Here is a 17,316-nt window from a genome sequence, read left to right on the forward strand (position 1 = left end):
TGGATGGCGGCTTGCTGAGCCTCAAGGCCGAGCCCGGAGCGGCCCTGCTTGTCGGTCGAGACGCGGCAGTAGGCGACGTAGGTGGTCATGACGGGCGCTCCCGGTGGCGCCACCAAGCTGAGTCCTCCTCAGTAGCATGTCAACACCCATCAACGAACGTCGGTGCGTGATGACAGGGGCAACGGGAGGGGAGGGGGTCTCGATCCGCGCTCGGAGGGGGGCAGGGCCGGGTACGGGGGGAATTTCTGCCGCCGCGTTCTACGAGGTACGTCTCAAATGCGTGACCCCCGTGGGTACTTCGGGACTCAGCGGCGAACGTCTGTTGCAACGACATGATGATGGTACGAGGCGGGGCCATCGGGTCGGCCGGCGGGAGAAGCCCGGGAGGACAGGGGTGGTCTAAATCTGCGAACGGGTCCCATCGACCCCCGCCACGGGGGGAAGCGCAGGATCGGCACCGAGCGGGTGGCCTGTAAGACGGTTGATCCCCTCGCCTACTCGGGGGCGGACGGCACGTCGAACACGATGTGAAAACGCCTAGGCAGTTCGGTGCCACGAGCGGCGGGGTCCTCGGTGACGCGCAGGTGCGGCGAAGCGGCGTGGTGCTTGGCCACGTAAGCCATCAGCTCCTCACAGAACATGAGGAGCAATCCGAAAAGCTCAGCGGCCTCCTCTATGAGCAACGAGGGCGGGCTCTGATCGCGATACCACTGCGGCCGGCTGACCTGTCCATTAGCCGGGAACACGAAGTTGTCGGTAATCAACCTGCCGCTCCTTCCCCCAGGATGCTCGACAGCATTTCGCATGGCTATCAGCTCGGAAAGCCACGGCTGATTGGACCTGAGGAAGCGGATCAGATCGTGTGCTTCGCCCACCACCGGAAGCAAGAGCTTCACAGCGTCTTTCTCGCGCTTCGCAAGGCCACCGAAGGAGCTGGCTTCATCGACAGGTAAGCCAAACCCGTAGCGGAGAAACGCGGTAGCATCGCGAAGGCAGTTCTTAGCTTCGTATAGGAACCTCTCGGCGTCTGGCCTGACCGGCTCAAGATGCACGAGCGGTGTTACTCGCTTCCCATTTCGGCTCCAATCGTCGAGCACCCGCAGGCGGTAAGCGCTCAGTCTTGCGAGCGTCGAATGGCAGTCTGTCAGGCGATGAGCGCATTCCGCACAAGCCGATACGAGGTCATCAACGGCGGCCTTCCCGAGCGATGTGGCACGGAGAAGCTCACTCGACTGCAACACGAGGCGCGACCAGATGAAGCCCGCTTCCGGCGGCCCGAGTTTGGTGAGAGACATAGGCATTGCAACGCTCTTCCTCAGGTGTCGCTCACCTCGATCCGTGGCAGCTTCTCGATGGCCGCTGCCCGGGCCCGGACGTTCACCTCCCCGTAGCGGTCCCCGGCGGTCTTTGGCGCGTGCCCCTGAATGGCGTTCATCACGCGGTCCCCCATGTCGACCTCGCGGCCCAAGCTGGCGAAGCGGTGCCGCCACCCATGGTTCGGGGCCACGTTCGGGTCGGTGACGATGGTACGGGCGAACTCCGCGAGACGGTTCTTGAGGGCTTGAAGGGGGCCTGCGACGGTCACACTCTCGCCCAGCCGGAGGAAGAGGTGGCCGGGCCGCGCCTTCGCGACGAACTCTGGGAACCCCTGCTCGACTAGATGCGAGTGCAGCACCACGTCCCGCGCCTCGTTCGTCTTCACGGGGCCGGCCTCGGGCGTGATGCGGATGACCCAATGCGTCCCCTCGCGGCGGAGGTCTTCCTTGCGGAGCTGCCCAAGCTCGCCCACACGCGCCCCCGAGTAGGCAGCCAGCCAAGGCACCCACCGCTTGGCGGCGGCGGTCTCCCGTAGCTCGCGCCCCCCGCGCTTGTGCGCACGGGCTGCCTTGAGGATCGCGTGAGCCTCGGCGTCCGTGAAGCTCCTTTCGCGGATCTTGCGGGCCTTCCCGAGCTTGAGCTTCACGGTCTGCGCCGGGTTGGCGACCAAGCGCCGGTTATCGACAGCCCAACCAAAGACGGCTCTGAGGCCCGCGAGGTCGCTGTCCTTCACGGTCTTGGCGGCGATGGGCCTACCACTGCGGGGGTTGATGCTGCGGAGGCGATGGTCCTTGAACGCGATCACGTCCTCGACCTTCACCCGGCTCGCGTCGTCATGCTTCAGGAAGGCCACGAAAGCGGCCATCGTGTTCCGGTAGCTCTCGTGCGTGCTCGGGCTCAGGCCGGCGGCCTTGCGCTCTTCCCACCACCCGTCAACGAGCCCCGTGAGAGAGGTCTTTGTGACCACCGGTGGCGCCGCCTTGGGTGGGGTCGTCCCGGGGGGCTCCCAGGTGGGAAAGCGGGTCGCCTTCGGGTCGGGGCTGAAGTCGCCTTTGGCGTTTCGCTTTCGGCTGGCGAAGGCGTCTCGAAGCGCCTTGGCGAACTCCCCGAGTAGGACCGCGCGGGTCTCGGCTGTGACGGACGCGATGCTCCGGGCGATGAGGAGGCGGTCGATGATTGGTCCGAGGGTTGGCTCAAGGTCGGCCGGGTCAGAGGCATCGAGCTTTTTCACCTGATCCTTGAAAGCGGCCCGCTCTTCGTCAGGCGTACAGCGGTCTCGCACCCAACCATTCGGTGTGTGGGTAACGGCGATGGTGCGATCTGCGCCCCCGTCTGCCCACGCGGCATAGAGGTGACCCGACAGGGCGACGGCTTGGCGGTGGCTCAAGCTGACCGGGCGGTCCGTACGCAAGGCTGCCCAGGTGGTCTCAAGGTACGCGCAGGCTTGGGCTTGCCGCGCTTTAGCCTCGCTCGGGTCTCGGGTGCGCAGAGAGAAGCGGATGGCCTCCGTTCTAGCGGTGATGGTAACGCGAACGGTCCCAGCGCCCTGCGGGATTATCAGCGTCCGGCCAACGGCTCGGTCTCGCACATCGACAGGGATGCGCTGGGCAAACTGCGAGTGGGAGGAGTCGGTACGTTTCACCGGACGGACAAGCCGAAAGAGCATTCGTGACACGCCAATGTATCACGGTCACCTGGGCGTAACTATCTCGTCTGGCTTAAGTTTCTGAGGGATAGACGCTTCTCAGAAAATTGGTGCCCAGGAAAGGACTCGAACCTTCACCTCTTGCAAGACTGGTACCTGAAACCAGCGCGTCTACCAATTCCGCCACCTGGGCACGTCCGTTGCGCGGCAACGCGACGTCGTGGGTCGTTTAGGCGTGGCGACCCACGACGTCAATGAGGATTTCGAAGACTGCGCTCAGCCCTGGCCCCATTCGCGGATGTCGACGAAGCGGCCGGCGACCGCGGCGGCGGCGGCCATCGCCGGAGAAACGAGGTGGGTGCGGCCGCGATGGCCCTGGCGGCCCTCGAAATTGCGGTTCGAGGTCGAGGCGCAGCGCTCGTTCGGGCTTAGGCGATCGGCGTTCATGCCGAGACACATCGAGCAGCCTGGCTCGCGCCAGTCGAAGCCGGCCTCGCGCAGGACGCGGTCGATGCCCTCGGCCTCGGCCTGCAGCTTCACGAGCCCTGAGCCCGGCACCACCATGGCCGAGACGCTGGCGTGGACCTTGCGGCCCTCGACCATCTTGGCGACGGCGCGAAGGTCCTCGATCCGGCCGTTGGTGCAGGAGCCGATGAAGACTCTGTCGAGGGTGATGTCGGTGATCTTCGTGCCCGGCGTCAGGCCCATATAGGCCAACGCCTTCTCCTTCGATTGCCGCTTGTTCTCGTCCGCGATGGAAGCCGGATCCGGCACGATGCCTTGGACGGAGATGACATCCTCAGGGCTCGTGCCCCAACTGACGATCGGCGGCAGGTTGGCGGCGTCGAGCCTGACCTCGCGATCGAAATGGGCGCCGTCGTCGCTGACAAGGCTCTCCCAATAGGCGCGGGCGCGGGCGAACATCTCGCCCTTGGGTGCCTTCGGCCGGCCCTCGACATAGGCGTAGGTGGTGGCGTCCGGCGCGACCAGGCCAGCGCGGGCGCCGCCCTCGATCGACATGTTGCAAATCGTCATCCGCCCCTCCATCGAGAGGGCGCGGATCGCCTCGCCGGCATATTCGATGACGTAGCCGGTGCCGCCGGCGGTGCCGATCTCGCCGATGATCGCCAGGATGATGTCCTTGGCGGTGACGCCCGGCGGCAGCGTGCCGTCGACGGTCACGCGCATGTTCTTGGCCTTGCGCTGCAGCAGCGTCTGGGTGGCGAGCACGTGCTCGACCTCGGAGGTGCCGATGCCATGGGCGAGCGCCCCGAAGGCCCCGTGCGTCGAGGTATGGCTGTCGCCGCAGACGATGGTCTGGCCCGGCAGGGTGAAGCCCTGTTCCGGGCCGATCACGTGGACGATGCCCTGGCGGCGATCGAGCGCATCGTAGAACTCGATGCCGAAGTCGCGCACGTTCTCGGCCAGCGCTTCCAACTGGATGCGGCTCTCCGGGTCCTCGATGCCGAAGCTTCGATCCGAGGTCTGGACGTTGTGGTCGACGACGGCCAGCGTCTTCTCGGGATGGCGCACCCTTCGGCCGGCCACGCGGAGCCCTTCGAAGGCCTGGGGGCTCGTCACCTCGTGGACGAGGTGACGGTCGATATAGAGGAGGCTGGTGCCATCGGGCTCGACATCGACGACGTGGTCGTCCCAGATCTTGTCGTAGAGGGTGCGCGGGGCGGTCATGGTGCTGACGTCAGGCTTTCTTCGTGCGGGGAAGAGGTTAGATACCTGGTGTAGTGACTCCCCGCCGGTTTCGGAAGTGGCAGGACCGATGCGCCGGCGCCATGGCCGATCGGATTTGCCTGCATCGCGCCTCTGCGCTGGACCCGCCGGCCACACCTGCCTAGATCGCCCGACAGCCCGAGAGAGATCCGAAGAGAGTCCCACGTGACAGCTGCCGAGCCGATCGACCTTCTGCTCCCCAAGGCGATCCAGCCGAGTGTCATCGAGGCGTTGTCCGGCGCCTTCAGGCTCCACCGGCTCGACGAGGCGCAGGGCCGCGACGCATTCCTCGGCGAGATCGGCCCGCGCATCCGCGGCATCGCGGCGGCGTCGCAAGCGCCGGTCGACGCGGAGTTCCTGGCGCGACTGCCGGCTCTGGAGGTGATCGCGAGCTTCGGGGTCGGCTACGATACGATCGACGTCGCGGCGGCAGCCGAGCGCGGGATCGTCGTGACCCACACCCCCGGCGTTCTCGACGAGGAGGTAGCCGATCTGGCGCTCGGACTTCTTCTCTCGACCGTCCGGCAGATCCCGCAGGCCGATCGCCACCTGCGCGACGGGCGCTGGCCGGAGCGCTCGTTCCGCCTCACCACGACCCTGCGCGGCCGGCGAGTCGGAATCCTCGGGCTGGGTCGGATCGGCTGGGCCATCGCCCGGCGGCTTCAGGGGTTCGGGGTCGAGATCGCCTATCACGGCAGGCGCCGACAGGAAGGCGTGGGCTATGCCTATCACCCGACGCTCCTCGGTCTCGCTGAGGCCGTCGACGTCCTTATCGTCGTCGCTCCGGGCAGTGCGGAGACTAGGAACCTCGTCGACGCTGCCGTGCTCGCCGCCCTGGGGCGCGACGGCATCCTGATCAACATCGCCCGCGGGAGCGTCGTGGACGAGGGAGCACTCGTGGCGGCTCTCAAGGATGGGACGATACTGAGCGCCGGCCTCGACGTCTTCGCGCATGAACCGCAGGTGCCGCCCGAGCTCGTGGCACTCGATCAGGTCGTGTTGCTGCCGCATGTCGGCTCAGGAACGCACCATACCCGCGCGGCGATGGGACAGCTCGTCGTCGATAACCTGCTCTCGTGGTTCGACGGCCGCGGACCGCTGACGCCGGTGCCCGAAACACCCTGGAAGGGCCGCACATGAGCCGCCTCCGCAGGATCGTAGCGCTGAGGCTCGGACCGGCGCTCCTCGTTGCCGGACTGGCTTCCATGGCGAAGGCGCAGGAGTCCGCGCCGCCGTCCGATACGCCCGCCGCTTCGTCCTTCATGCCGAGCCTGCCGACGACGCTCTCGGGCGTGCCGGGTACCTGGGACCTTTCGCGCGACGGGACCAGCCGGCGCTGCGTCTTGACCCTCACCGAAGCCAGCGGATCGGCCGGGCGCAAGCTCAGCTTCCCCGCCGGCTGCCGGCGGGCGCTGCCGATCCTCAACGGGATCGCCGGATGGCTCTTCACGGAGGAGGCGGTTCGACTGGTCGACAAGGATGTGCGCCCGGTTCTCGCCTTCAAGCCGCGCCCCGACGCGCGCAGCTTCGCGGCGTCGCCGGAAGCCGGGGAGAGCTACAGCCTCGTCCCCCTCCAGATCGCTTCGCCGGGAGCGGCCGAGGCGGCTACGCCGAATCCGACAACGTCAGGCCCCAGGGATCCGCTGGCGCGCCCGGCCAGTGCGGCGACGGATCAGACGCTGCCGCAACCCGGCCTCTACGCCCTCGACCGGTTCAAGGATCAGGACGTCTGCCGCGTAGAACTGCAGCCCGGCGAGGCCGAGAAGCCCGCGCCCGTGCGCCTTCTCGACGGATGCCGCGATAACGGCATCCTCGTCTTCGACCCGGCTGCCTGGCTCGCCGCCAAGGGGCGGATCACGCTTCGAGCCAAGCGCGGCCATGCCGTCGAGCTGGTGCCGGCAGGGGAGGGGCGTTGGCGCCGCGACCCCGAGGTGGGGACGACCTTCGTCCTGCGACGGGTCGATCCTTGAGCCGGAGGCGATCGATCAGATCGCCGCGGCCGGGTCGCCCCCGAGCGGATTGCCGTCATCTTCGTTGCGGGCGCTGGACCGGGATCGCGGGCGGCGTTCGAGCAGGGAGCGCGTAATGGCGCGCAAGGGGGCGGTGAGCCGCCGCGCATCCTCGGCACGCTCCATGAACCGCTCGCCGTTGCGGATTTCCTTGTCGAGCCGCGCCATGGTGCGGGCGAGGGCCGGATCGTCGTCGTCCAACCAGGTCTCGACCGTACGGGCAAAGGCGATGACGACGCCCTGAAGCTTGAGCCGACCAAGTGGCCCTTCGGTGTTGATGCCGGCGGCAGCCAGCATGAAGCGGTGGGAATTCAGGGCGACGCCATTGAGCGCAAGCATGGAGAGCGGGTCGCCGCGCAGGGCATACGAGATCCGGCGCAGGGCCGGCTTATAAGGCGTCATGGCGTCGAGGCGGCGCATCAGGACGTCGAACAGGCGCTCGCGGGTCGGCTCCTCGGCAAGATCGCTGTTGTCGGCTTCAAGCACCTTGCGGTCGATCATCCTGGAGAGGCCGCCAAGAACGGCGCCCTTCGACGGAAACAGGTCGCGGAACTCGGCCAGCGTCAGTCCCGCCTCCCGCGCGATGTCACCGATCTCGATGTCATTCCACGGCTGCTCGGCGGCGAGCCGCATGAGCGCCTCGACTGCGGCCTTGCGCGGCAGGACCTTCTTGGCGGGCTCGGCTTGGGCTGGTTCTGCATCCATATTCGGGAGCGAGGTGTGATCGTCGTCCATGGCTGTCCGGTCCTCTCCTCAATGCCCCGTCACTTAATGTGGCGCGGCGTATCCCGTTAGGGGCTGCGACGCAGAGAGGCGAAGGAAGACGGAGACGAAGTGACCTGATGGAGGTGTCAGTCCGACAATTCGCCGGCCCGACGTTTCGCCGCTGCCACGGCCTCACGCATCAGAGAAGCGAGGCCGTCCTCGCGCATGAGCACCCCGAGGGCTTCCGCCGTCGTTCCACCCGGCGAAGTCACGTCCTTGCGCAGCTGTGCCGCCTCGCGCGGATCGGCGTCGAGGAGGGCGCCCGCGCCCGCCACAGTCGCTCGGGAGAGGCGGTCTGCCATCTCTCTCGGCAGCCCCGCTGCGCGTCCGGCGTCGGCCAGAGCCTCCACGAGGTGGAAGACGTAGGCCGGCCCTGAGCCCGAGACCGCGGTCAGCGCATCGATCAGGGCCTCCTCATCGAGCCACTCAACGAGGCCGACGCAAGCAAGAAGGGCATCGGCTTGCTCACGCTGCCGAGATGAGACGGCGGCGCTTGCCACCGCGCCGGTGGCGCCGCGTCCGACGCTGGCGGGGAGGTTCGGCATCGCTCGCACGATGGCCGGTGCCGACAAGCGGGCGGAGAGATCGGCGATGGTCTTTCCGGCAAGAATGGAGATGACCAGCGTGTTCGGGCCGATGAGCGGCACGAGAGCAGGCACGGCTTCGGACAGGCCTTGCGGTTTCACCGCAACGACCAGGACATCGGAAATTGCTGGCGCGGACGGATTTAACGCGACGCCATGTGCCCCGCACAAAGCCCCGGCCTCCGCACTCGGTAAGGGATCGATGACGATCGTGCGAGCCGGGTCGAGCCCGGCACGCAGCCAGCCCGCCAGCATGGCGCCGCCCATCTTGCCGGCGCCGACGAGGGTCAGTGAGGGGGGCAGCATCGGTGCGGTGCCTGTCAGGCCTCGCCCTCGGTCTCGAACAGGACGGCGTCGAGGGCCTCGCGGGCCGGCTTGCCGGCCCAGAGCACGAACTGGAAGGCCTGGAAGTAGCGCTCGCAGGCATCGACGGCGGATTTTAGCATCATCGCGCATTGCGCCTGCGTCGGAGCGGCTCCACCGGTCAAGAGCAGAGAATGGCGGAACATCACGACGTTGTCCGTGGACCACAAGTCGAAATGTCCTACCCAGAGCTGTTCGTTGATGAGCGAGACGAGGTGGAGCACCTCGGTCCGCCGCCGCTCTGGTACCTTGATGTCGAAGGCGGAGGCCACGTGAAGGGCCTCGACATCCTCGATCCAGGTGAAGGCGACGTGGTAGTCGGCCCAGCGTCCGGTCACAGCCACCGACATCTCGTCGGTCTCGGCCCGGTCGAAGATCCAATCGCGCAGGGAGGCGAGCCGCTCGACAGTATCGAGGGGATGCTCGTTCCGATCGTAAGCTTCGACGTGAAGGAATGTCATGGCGGTCCACAATGGCGATCTCGAGAGATCGTCGAGACAAAATGAGACCATCCGCTCGTGGCTCATCGATTTGCGCGGCACCACGTAAAATGCAGTGCAAATCCAGATGAAAGATCCGAAAGCTTAGGCGGTCACGATGGGTTTGGTCGGTTCGGCGAATCAGTACGTTACCGACTATAGACCGGGCCGGACTCGCGTTTCAAAGCCATCCGATGCGGCGATGAACAGGAAACCGACCATCCACCGTTCCTTCCTGTGTACAATTTCCGAAGGGGAAGAACCCCTTCGGAGAGCCTTGCGTCACAATGACTCAGAGCGCTTCGGGCGTCGGCTTGGCGCCCGCCGACCCACCGGATGCCTTTGCTTCGAGGGCGACCACGCGGGCGGCGAGGGCATCGTTCTGGCTGCGCAGGGCCGCCACGAGGTCGCGAAGCACGTCGACGTCTTCGCGCGAGGCGATGTCCATGTCGCGGATCAGGCGCTCGATCTGTCCCTTGAGCACGGTCTCTGCTTCCCGGCGCACGCCCTGTGCAGCTCCGGCGGCGTCGGTGGCCAAGCGGGCGAATTCATCGAAGAGGCGGTTCGAGGGGGGCATCATCGTCTCCCGGTTTCGCGGAACCGCCGCTTCCCTCGGAGGCGAGGAAGGTTCGGCGTCAGAGCCGACATAAGAATCCGGGCGACCGCCGGCAATGCGTTCGCCACCACGCATCCGCTTTTCATGAGGGCAGGTGCCTTGCTGATGGCTTGTCGGTTGTGGGGAAACGATGGGTTACAAATCGGCGCGTGCGAGACCCTTCAAACATCCATGCTCGGCGCGTCATAACGCTCGCCTCCATATCGGTATTGTTCGAGCCACCCATGAGCGCCACCCACCCGGCCACGCCACACATTCTCGTCGTCGAGGACGATCGCGAGATCAGCGCCCTGGTGGCCCGCTACCTTCGCGCCAACGAGTGCCGGGTGACGCTTGCCGGCGACGGCCGAGAGATGGACAAGCGCCTCGCCGATTCCCGCGTCGATCTCGTCGTCCTGGATCTGATGCTGCCCGGCGAGGACGGACTCAGCCTATGCCGGCGAATCCGTATGAGTTCGACGGTCCCAATCCTGATGCTCACGGCGAAGGCGGAGGAGATCGACCGGATCATCGGTCTCGAGATCGGAGCCGACGATTATCTCGGCAAGCCGTTCAACCCGCGAGAACTTCTCGCCCGCATCCGCGCTATCCTACGGCGCGGAACGGCGGCCGAGGCAGCAGCCGACGACGGTGTCCGGCGCCTCGGCTTCTCCGGCTGGACCCTCGACGTCTCGCTGCGCCAGCTCCTCAGTCCCGACGAGGTACGGGTGGCGATCACCGGCGCCGAGTTCGACCTCCTCCACGCGCTCTGCCTGCGGCCGGGCCGCGTCCTGTCGCGGGACCAACTCCTCGACCTGACGCAGGGCAGGGCGGCGGGTCCGTTCGAGCGCAGCATTGACGTCCTGATCAGCCGCATCCGCCAGAAGATCGAGACCGACCCGCGCAATCCGGAAATCATCCGTACCATCCGTTCGGGTGGATATCTGTTCACGCCCGAGGTCACGCGAAGCTGAGCGCCGCCCCGCATTCGTCGAAACGCCTTTCCCACCGGAATTGCGTCACGGAGTGTTGCCGCGTCTTTTTAGAACTCCATGTCGAGCTCTTCGATCTCGTCGGGCTCGGCCAGGGCCTGGTCTGCCCATTCCATCATCAGCGGCCAGGCAAGGACGCGGTCGCGGTAATCGGCGATCTTGGGCGGGAGTGGAACGTCGTACGTGCGAAAGCGCGTACTGACCGGGGCATACATGGCGTCGGCCACCGTCGGCGAATCTCCGAACAGGTAACTGCCGTCGTAGCGAGCGAGGCAATCCTCGAAGATCGTGACGATCCGGTCGATGTCTCCCCTGGCGCCGTTGAAGATCTTGAAGTTCTCGTGCCTGGCCTTGAGGTTCATCGGCAGCGCAGAGCGCAGGTTGATGAAGCCGCCGTGCATCTCGCCGGCGATCGACCGGCAATGAGCCCGGATGGCGACGTCTGCCGGCAGGAGCCCGGAGGCCGGCAGGACCTCGGTCAGGTATTCGGCGATTGCGAGGGTATCCCAGATGGAGACCGATCCATGCTGGAGGCGAGGCACCAAGAACGAGGGCGACAAGTGCAGAAGCTCGGCCCGCGTCGAGGCGTCAGTGCCTGAGAGGAGCTCGGTCTCGAAAGCGAGTCCCGACATCTTGCAGATCAGCCAGCCCCGCAGCGACCACGACGAATAGTTGCGGCTCGAAATGGTGAGCGTCGCGGCTGACATCGAGGTTTTCCTCAGGGTTCGCCGCCGACCGTCGAAGCGTTCGCGGCTTAGCGGATGGGTCCGTCGAGCCGGGCGATCCAATTCTCATGCCGTGTGCCGACGCTGAACACTGGCCGATGGCCGATCGAGACGCGGCGCATCCATTGCATCAACGGCGCCGGCTCCACGGAACGGGCCGGGAATGGACCGATCTGATGCAAGGGCACCACAGCGAGGCGAGATCGTATTTAACACCCGTTGCGTTAAGTCCGGGTGTGGATCAGCCTGCTGCCATGGGACGGCTGGATGATCGAGATGGGCCGAATAGCCCGGTCGGGGCGGGCGTTTCGGCGTTCGATCGTACGCGTAGAGGTCCCGGTCCCATGATCTACGACGCTTTCGAGGTCCAGTCGGACTTCGCCTCACAAGCCCGCTCCTGGGGACGGCTCGTCAACGACGCCCTGGCGCCCTGGCGCGGTGCCGGATACCGCGAGCCGCTGAACTGGTTCACCGCCGGCGCCAGGATGATGATGCGCGCGGGCCTGACCTTCGCGCGTCCCTCCTACGGCATCGAGACCGTCCTCGTAGGCAACCGGGAGGTTCCCGTCACCGAGGAAGCCGTGATGGCGACGCCGTTCGGCACGCTGCTGCGCTTCAGGAAGGACATTGCCAGCGAACAGCCGCGCGTGCTCGTCGTCGCCCCGCTCTCGGGCCATTTTGCGACGCTTCTGCGCGGCACCGTGAAGACGATGCTACCGGATCACGACGTCTACATCACCGACTGGCACAATGCCCGCGACGTGCCGCTCTCGGCCGGTGCCTTCGGTTTCGACGATTACGTCGCCCATCTGGTGACCTTCCTCGAGGCGATGGGGGAGGGCGCCCATGTCGTAGCGGTATGCCAGCCCGCCGTGCAGACACTCGCCGCCGCCGCCGTGATGGCACAGACGCGCAACGCCGCGTATCCGCGGAGCATGACCCTGATGGCTGGGCCGGTCGATTGCCGTATCAGCCCGACCTCCGTGAACAAGCTTGCGACCTCCAAGCCGATCGAATGGTTCGAGAAGAACCTCATCGCCACCGTGCCCGCGCGTCATGCCGGCGCGGGCCGCCGGGTCTATCCCGGCTTCATGCAGGTCTCGGCCTTCCTCTCGATGAACGCCAAGCGGCACATGCAGCAGCATGCCGACCTGTTCTGGCATATCGCCAATGGCGAGATCGACAAGGCGCAGGCGATCGAGACCTTCTACGACGAGTATTTCGCCGTCCTCGACCTCGACGCGGCGTTCTATATCGAGACCGTCAAGACCGTCTTCCAGGACTACACGCTCGCCAAGAACGAACTCACATTCCGGGGCGAGCCGCTCGACATGCGCAGCGTGCGAAAGACGGCGCTGATGACGGTTGAGGGCGAGCGAGACGACATCTGCGCGGTGGGCCAGACCATGGCGGCGCACGATCTCTGCATCGGCCTCGCGCCGCACATGAAGAGTCATCACCTCCAGACCGGCGTCGGCCATTATGGCGTGTTCTCTGGAAGGAAATGGGAGAACCAGGCCTACCCGCAGGTGCGCAACTTCATCCAGTCGCATAACTGAGCAACACCGCGACGGCATTGCCCAAAGTCGTTCGGGGTGCTGTTGGAACTTGTGCAGCCTTGGTGTATGAGCCTGCGCCAAGTGCAGTTTGATGCGCCGATTCGAGTCTGTCTGACGGATGTCCCTCCCCGGGAGCCCGGGGGTTGGGACGTTTTTCAGTTTCCCCGCCAGGATCGCGGGGAGGCTCGATGTCGTCGCCGACTCGACAAGACATGACATCGTCTCAGAGGATCTAGACCGTTGCAGGTACTCGTTCGCGACAATAACGTCGACCAAGCCCTTCGCGTGCTGAAGAAGAAGATGCAGCGCGAGGGCATCTTCCGTGAGATGAAGCAGCGCAAGGCCTACGAGAAGCCCTCCGTGCGCAAGGCGCGCGAGAAGGCGGAAGCCGTTCGCCGCGCCCGCAAGCAGGCTCGCAAGACCGCGATCCGCGAAGGCCTGATCGCCGCTCCGAAGCCGAAGCCCCGTTTCGGTGCTGGTGCGCCGCGTCGTCCGGGCGGTTCGCCGTTCGCGCCTAGCGCCGCTCCCGCCGCTGCCGGCAACGGCGTCGCCTGAAGCTAGTCGGCCGGCGGGGCATCGACCCTGCCGACGCATTCAGGGGTCGACTAGCATACAAAAGCCCGCCTGCGCTGATGCGCGGCGGGCTTTTGTCGTTGGCTTCCTGGAAAGATCAGGCCGCCTTGGCGGCCAAGGTCGCGTGCTCGGCTTGGACCAGGACGTCGAGAACGCGCCAGGGCTTGCGCAGGTACACGACCTGACTGGAGAGTTGAGTTGCCTCACGGGCGCCGTAGCCGGACGTCACCACTACGCGCACCTCCGGCCAGCGCTTCTCGACGGTGGCGGCGAGAGCAACTCCATCCATCGCACCGCCGAGTCGGATGTCTGCGAAGAGAAGAGCGACACGGACATCTCCGCGCTCCAGGGTGGCGATGGCCGCCTCGGCGCTGGAACAAGCGATGACGTCGAGATCGGTCTCTTCGAGAACGGCGGTAGCAAGATTCCGGATTGCGGCATCATCCTCGACCACGAGGGCGACGGGACGATTTGAGGAAGTCTGATCCATGGAAGCGCTTTCTGCGGGATGCGCATTTGCGACCGTCCGGTGACGGTCCGGCGTCGGATTGCTGATTCTGACATCGTGATGCTGCTCCGCCACGAAGCAGCTCACAAGAGTCTTCGCCGGGCCTCGGCCATGCGGCTCACGCAGTGCATCCGGCTCGGCAGTTGGCATTTCGCCACGCAAAGTCGCTAAGGTTCCGTTTTGAAAGCTCATGCTGCGCCGCATTAACGACCTGTTCATAAGATAAGCCCGATCGTAACGGATCGACGGGGCAGAGATTTCGCGATGCGGCGCGAGTCCTGCTTTAGCGTCCCTAGCCGCCATAGGACCGAGGGGTTTAGCCAGCGATGTGCCGCTTTCTCGCCTATAGCGGTGAACCGGTCTTCCTTACGGACCTCGTCTGCGCGCCGACCCATTCCCTCGTGCATCAGTCGCTCCACGCGGCAGAAGCGAAGACCGAGACCAACGGCGACGGTTTTGGCATCGGCTGGTACGGCGAGCGTACCGATCCGGGCCTGTATCGCGACGTCTGCCCAGCATGGTCCGACGAGAACCTCGTCAATCTCTGCCAGCAGGTGCGGGCGAGGACCTTTTTCGCGCATGTGCGCGCCTCGACCGGGACGGCGACGACGCGGGCCAATTGCCATCCCTTTGCCCATGGCCGCCACCTCTTCATGCATAATGGCCAGATCGGCGGCTATTCGCGCATCAAGCGCAGGATCGAGGCGCTGATCCCTGATACGCTCTATGACGAGCGGCGCGGCACGACGGATTCCGAGGCGATCTTCCTGCTGGCCCTGGCCAACGGCCTCGCCGAAGACCCGGTCGGCGCGATGGCGCAGACGCTCTCGACCGTGCGCGACCTGATGCAGGCCTCGGGTATCGTGGAGCCTCTTCGTTTCACCGCTGTGGTGACCGACGGGGACGAGTTAACCGCTTATCGCTGGGCCTGCGACGGGCGCCCGCCAAGCCTGTATTACCGCGAGACCGACACGGGTCTTATCGTCGTCTCCGAACCCATCGACGGGTGTCGGGAGGGCTGGCACGTGGTGCCCAAGGGCGGCACGCTACAGGCCCGTCGCGGCGGCCGCGTGGTGGTGACACCCGCCGACGCGGTTGCAGTCAAGCCGCGCATCGCCGCCTGACATTCTTCAACCGGTCGCCCCAATTTTCTCCGCGCGGTCTCCCAAGTCGACAGCATGAAACGTCGGGTCGTCAGACGAGGGCAGGGCGAACCTGACGCAAATCCGAACGAATCGGCTGAGTTCTCGCTGCCACATTTCACGACAGGAAAGACCGGTCCGGGCCGAGCGGGAGATCCATCTGGGCGCTACGGGTATCTCGGCCGCTGCGTCGATCCAGGATATCAAGTACCGGCGAAACGGTGATCCCGTGCAGGAGGATCGAGAGCAGGATGACCAGGGAGGCAGTGCTCCAAAGCGTTTCTGTCTGGTCGAAACTCCCATGGTTGAAGGCATAGGCGAGATAGTACAGCGTCCCGATTCCCCGAATTCCGAAGATGCTGATTACGGCACGCTCGCTGGCCGGGCGGCCTGATCCTAGTAGGCCGATCCAGCCGCTGAGCGGACGCACTACGACGATGGCCAGGAGAGCGAAGGCTAAACTCGCCCACGTCGCCTGGCGAAGCAGGCCGCCTCCGACCAATGCAGCTCCGAAACCAACGAGCAGCACCATCATCAGGAGGCGCTCCAACGCTTCGGCATAGTCGTGCATCGTGTGATGATAGCTATGCCCTCGATGCGACGAACGCAGCGTCACTGCCGCTACGAACACGCCGATGAAGCCGTAGCCATAGGCCGCTTCGACAAGGGCGTAAGTGATGCAGGTGATGCCGAGCGCCACGAACCCGTCGCCTGTCCGCGATAGCCGGGCGGGGTTCGGCAGGTGGAATGTGAGCCAGCCGAGGCTGCGCCCGAGAAGTGCTCCGAGGCCAACGCCGATCCCGATCTTCAACGCGACGTCGACGCTGAACCAGCGGCCGAGGGTGGACAGGTCTAAGCTTCCGGCGGCGGCGAGCGCTATGGCGAGATGCACGAACGGAAAGGCGAGCCCGTCATTTAACCCCGCCTCCGAGGTCAAGGCGAAGCGCATCTCGTCCTCCTCCCCTTGTGTCGGCGGGCCAACTTGGACATCGGCCGCCAGGACCGGATCGGTGGGCGCGAGGGCAGCCGCGAGCAGCAGCGCTGAGGCCGGCCCGAGCCCGAGCAGGGCGTAAGCAAGGATCGCCAGCGCGAAGATCGTGAGCGGCATCGCAATGCCGAGCATTCGCCAGGTCACTGCCCAGCGCTGCCAGCCGACGAGACGGTCGAGCTTGAGCCCAGCTCCCATTAGCGAGACGATCAGGACGAGTTCCGTCAGACGTTCGATGAGGGCAGCATGCCGCGCCGGTTCGAGGGTCAGGCTCTCCCCGCCTTGAAGGAGAGACAGGCCCGCACCGATGCCGACGCAGCAGATCGGCAAGGACAACGGCATCCGTCTCAGGAGCATCGGGAGCCATGCGGTCAGAAGAACGAGCGCGCCGAAGCCTGCGAGGACGAAGGTATAGGATTCCATCGCCAGGAACCCGGCAGATCGAAAGCCTGTTCCTCGTCCGTGACAGGGCGACTCAGGTAGAGGCTCGCTCAGGTTTCAATCCGGCATACGGCGAAGACCGTGCCCTTGTGCCCCCTATGAACGCTTGAGCGTGGCCGGAATCGGCCGTCGGCCCTGGTCCCGAGGGTCATGCCCCCGAAGGCGAAGCTGCCCTCGCAGATGCCAGAACCCAGATCGTATTGCATCGGACCTTTTCCCGCGGACACGACGTCAAAATTGGTGGGCAGATATCCCGAAGTGTATAATGCGCTGCCCAAAGTGCTGAAATTTTGGAGATCTGTGCGACTCGATCCAGTTCACTGGTATTCTCGTTGCGCCGTTCGCGAGCTTCGACATATGGTCGCCATCGCGCAATGGCGTCACGCCAAACAAGAAGCGCAATGGGGATTTTAATGATGTCTGCTTATCTTCGGTCGAGCGTGTTCGGGCTCGCCCTCTGCTTCAGCTTGCCTGCACTTGCAGGAGGCGCCGGATCGTACTCGGTAAAAGGCAACAACGGCACTCCAAACACCGATTACTCTGGATCTTTGACAATCACTCAAACAAGCAAGGACACATTCAAGCTGAATTGGGTGATTGGCGATGAAAAATACGTCGGCTATGCCGTGGGCGATGCACGGATCATGGCGGTGAGCTTCACCAGCGGCGGTTCGAACGGGTCGGCACTTCTGGTCGAGGACGACGCAGGCGGCTACAAGAGCATCTGGGCTTTTAACGGCGAGAAGCAGCTCGGGATCGAACTCATCAAGCCAAAATAGTGGTCCTTGGGTCCTGCCACCACGCGGCGGCAGGGCTCGCTAGAGATGAGGAGCACGTGGCCGGGCCGGCCCCGATATCGTCACGGTCTGTTGGCATGGGCGCGGTACAACCGTGGAACCCCTT

At 65.3% G+C, this 17,316-nt stretch carries 17 protein-coding genes, 1 tRNA gene and 1 pseudogene; 7 read left to right on the forward strand and 12 right to left on the reverse strand.

Annotated features, from left to right (window positions below):
• The 5 genes and pseudogenes from K2Y56_RS00005 to leuC all read right to left on the reverse strand — a co-directional run.
• Positions 1–89, reverse strand: a pseudogene (locus tag K2Y56_RS00005) (resolvase); the annotation flags it as partial.
• A 405-nt stretch (positions 90–494) separates the two neighbouring features.
• Complete coding sequence (locus tag K2Y56_RS00010; RefSeq protein WP_292503485.1) at positions 495–1,295, reverse strand: hypothetical protein; 801 nt, start codon at positions 1,293–1,295, stop codon at positions 495–497.
• 20 nt (positions 1,296–1,315) lie between these two features.
• Positions 1,316–2,704, reverse strand: coding sequence for a phage integrase N-terminal SAM-like domain-containing protein (locus K2Y56_RS00015; RefSeq protein WP_292503488.1), 1,389 nt, complete (start codon positions 2,702–2,704; stop codon positions 1,316–1,318).
• Positions 2,705–3,070: 366 nt separating this feature from the next.
• Positions 3,071–3,155: transfer RNA gene (locus tag K2Y56_RS00020), tRNA-Leu, on the reverse strand.
• 83 nt (positions 3,156–3,238) lie between these two features.
• Positions 3,239–4,651, reverse strand: a complete 1,413-nt coding sequence (leuC, locus tag K2Y56_RS00025) for a 3-isopropylmalate dehydratase large subunit (RefSeq protein WP_292503491.1) — start codon at positions 4,649–4,651, stop codon at positions 3,239–3,241.
• A gap of 204 nt (positions 4,652–4,855) precedes the next feature.
• Between leuC and K2Y56_RS00030 the strand changes: the two genes are divergently transcribed.
• Both K2Y56_RS00030 and K2Y56_RS00035 read left to right on the forward strand, forming a co-directional pair.
• Positions 4,856–5,830 carry a 2-hydroxyacid dehydrogenase gene (locus K2Y56_RS00030; protein ID WP_292503494.1) on the forward strand — a complete coding sequence of 325 codons (975 nt, stop codon included), beginning with the start codon at positions 4,856–4,858 and terminating at the stop codon, positions 5,828–5,830.
• The gene (locus K2Y56_RS00035; RefSeq protein ID WP_292503496.1) at positions 5,827–6,660 is read left to right on the forward strand and encodes an AprI/Inh family metalloprotease inhibitor; all 834 of its coding nucleotides are present in this window, start codon (positions 5,827–5,829) and stop codon (positions 6,658–6,660) included. The genes K2Y56_RS00030 and K2Y56_RS00035 overlap by 4 nt, the downstream gene beginning before the upstream one ends.
• 15 nt (positions 6,661–6,675) lie before the next feature.
• On the opposite strand, the gene K2Y56_RS00040 is transcribed toward K2Y56_RS00035, so the two are convergent.
• From K2Y56_RS00040 to K2Y56_RS00055, 4 genes are all read right to left on the reverse strand, one after another.
• Positions 6,676–7,404, reverse strand: coding sequence for a TetR/AcrR family transcriptional regulator (locus tag K2Y56_RS00040; protein WP_292503711.1), 729 nt, complete (start codon positions 7,402–7,404; stop codon positions 6,676–6,678).
• A 146-nt stretch (positions 7,405–7,550) separates the two neighbouring features.
• Complete coding sequence (proC, locus tag K2Y56_RS00045; RefSeq protein WP_292503498.1) at positions 7,551–8,354, reverse strand: pyrroline-5-carboxylate reductase; 804 nt, start codon at positions 8,352–8,354, stop codon at positions 7,551–7,553.
• 14 nt (positions 8,355–8,368) lie between these two features.
• On the reverse strand, positions 8,369–8,872 hold the full coding sequence (locus K2Y56_RS00050) for a YbjN domain-containing protein (RefSeq protein ID WP_292503500.1): 504 nt from the start codon (positions 8,870–8,872) through the stop codon (positions 8,369–8,371).
• A 310-nt stretch (positions 8,873–9,182) separates the two neighbouring features.
• Positions 9,183–9,467 carry an accessory factor UbiK family protein gene (locus K2Y56_RS00055; RefSeq protein WP_292503714.1) on the reverse strand — a complete coding sequence of 95 codons (285 nt, stop codon included), beginning with the start codon at positions 9,465–9,467 and terminating at the stop codon, positions 9,183–9,185.
• A gap of 263 nt (positions 9,468–9,730) precedes the next feature.
• Here K2Y56_RS00055 and K2Y56_RS00060 point away from each other — a divergent pair, with 263 nt between their 5' ends.
• Positions 9,731–10,459: a response regulator gene (locus tag K2Y56_RS00060; RefSeq protein WP_292503502.1), complete on the forward strand. Its 729-nt coding sequence runs from the start codon at positions 9,731–9,733 to the stop codon at positions 10,457–10,459.
• A gap of 68 nt (positions 10,460–10,527) precedes the next feature.
• On the opposite strand, the gene K2Y56_RS00065 is transcribed toward K2Y56_RS00060, so the two are convergent.
• The gene (locus K2Y56_RS00065) at positions 10,528–11,184 is read right to left on the reverse strand and encodes a glutathione S-transferase family protein (protein WP_292503505.1); all 657 of its coding nucleotides are present in this window, start codon (positions 11,182–11,184) and stop codon (positions 10,528–10,530) included.
• A 362-nt stretch (positions 11,185–11,546) separates the two neighbouring features.
• Here K2Y56_RS00065 and phaZ point away from each other — a divergent pair, with 362 nt between their 5' ends.
• Both phaZ and rpsU read left to right on the forward strand, forming a co-directional pair.
• Entirely contained in the window at positions 11,547–12,761 is a 1,215-nt protein-coding gene (gene phaZ / locus K2Y56_RS00070; protein ID WP_292503508.1) for a polyhydroxyalkanoate depolymerase, read from the forward strand.
• Between the two features lie 240 nt (positions 12,762–13,001).
• Positions 13,002–13,316, forward strand: a complete 315-nt coding sequence (gene rpsU / locus K2Y56_RS00075) for a 30S ribosomal protein S21 (protein WP_292503511.1) — start codon at positions 13,002–13,004, stop codon at positions 13,314–13,316.
• A 115-nt stretch (positions 13,317–13,431) separates the two neighbouring features.
• On the opposite strand, the gene K2Y56_RS00080 is transcribed toward rpsU, so the two are convergent.
• Positions 13,432–13,824, reverse strand: coding sequence for a response regulator (locus K2Y56_RS00080; protein ID WP_292503513.1), 393 nt, complete (start codon positions 13,822–13,824; stop codon positions 13,432–13,434).
• Between the two features lie 344 nt (positions 13,825–14,168).
• Between K2Y56_RS00080 and K2Y56_RS00085 the strand changes: the two genes are divergently transcribed.
• A complete protein-coding gene (locus K2Y56_RS00085; RefSeq protein WP_292503516.1) occupies positions 14,169–14,966 on the forward strand; it encodes a class II glutamine amidotransferase in 798 nt (265 codons plus the stop codon).
• A gap of 136 nt (positions 14,967–15,102) precedes the next feature.
• Here the strand turns inward: K2Y56_RS00085 and K2Y56_RS00090 are convergent, their stop codons facing one another.
• A complete protein-coding gene (locus tag K2Y56_RS00090; protein ID WP_292503518.1) occupies positions 15,103–16,395 on the reverse strand; it encodes a cation:proton antiporter in 1,293 nt (430 codons plus the stop codon).
• A gap of 431 nt (positions 16,396–16,826) precedes the next feature.
• Here K2Y56_RS00090 and K2Y56_RS00095 point away from each other — a divergent pair, with 431 nt between their 5' ends.
• Complete coding sequence (locus K2Y56_RS00095; RefSeq protein WP_292503520.1) at positions 16,827–17,192, forward strand: hypothetical protein; 366 nt, start codon at positions 16,827–16,829, stop codon at positions 17,190–17,192.
• The last annotated feature ends 124 nt before the right edge of the window (positions 17,193–17,316 follow it).

The sequence above is a fragment of the Methylobacterium sp. genome, assembly GCF_019745455.1.
In the GTDB taxonomy this organism is placed as follows: Bacteria; Pseudomonadota; Alphaproteobacteria; order Rhizobiales; family Beijerinckiaceae; genus Methylobacterium.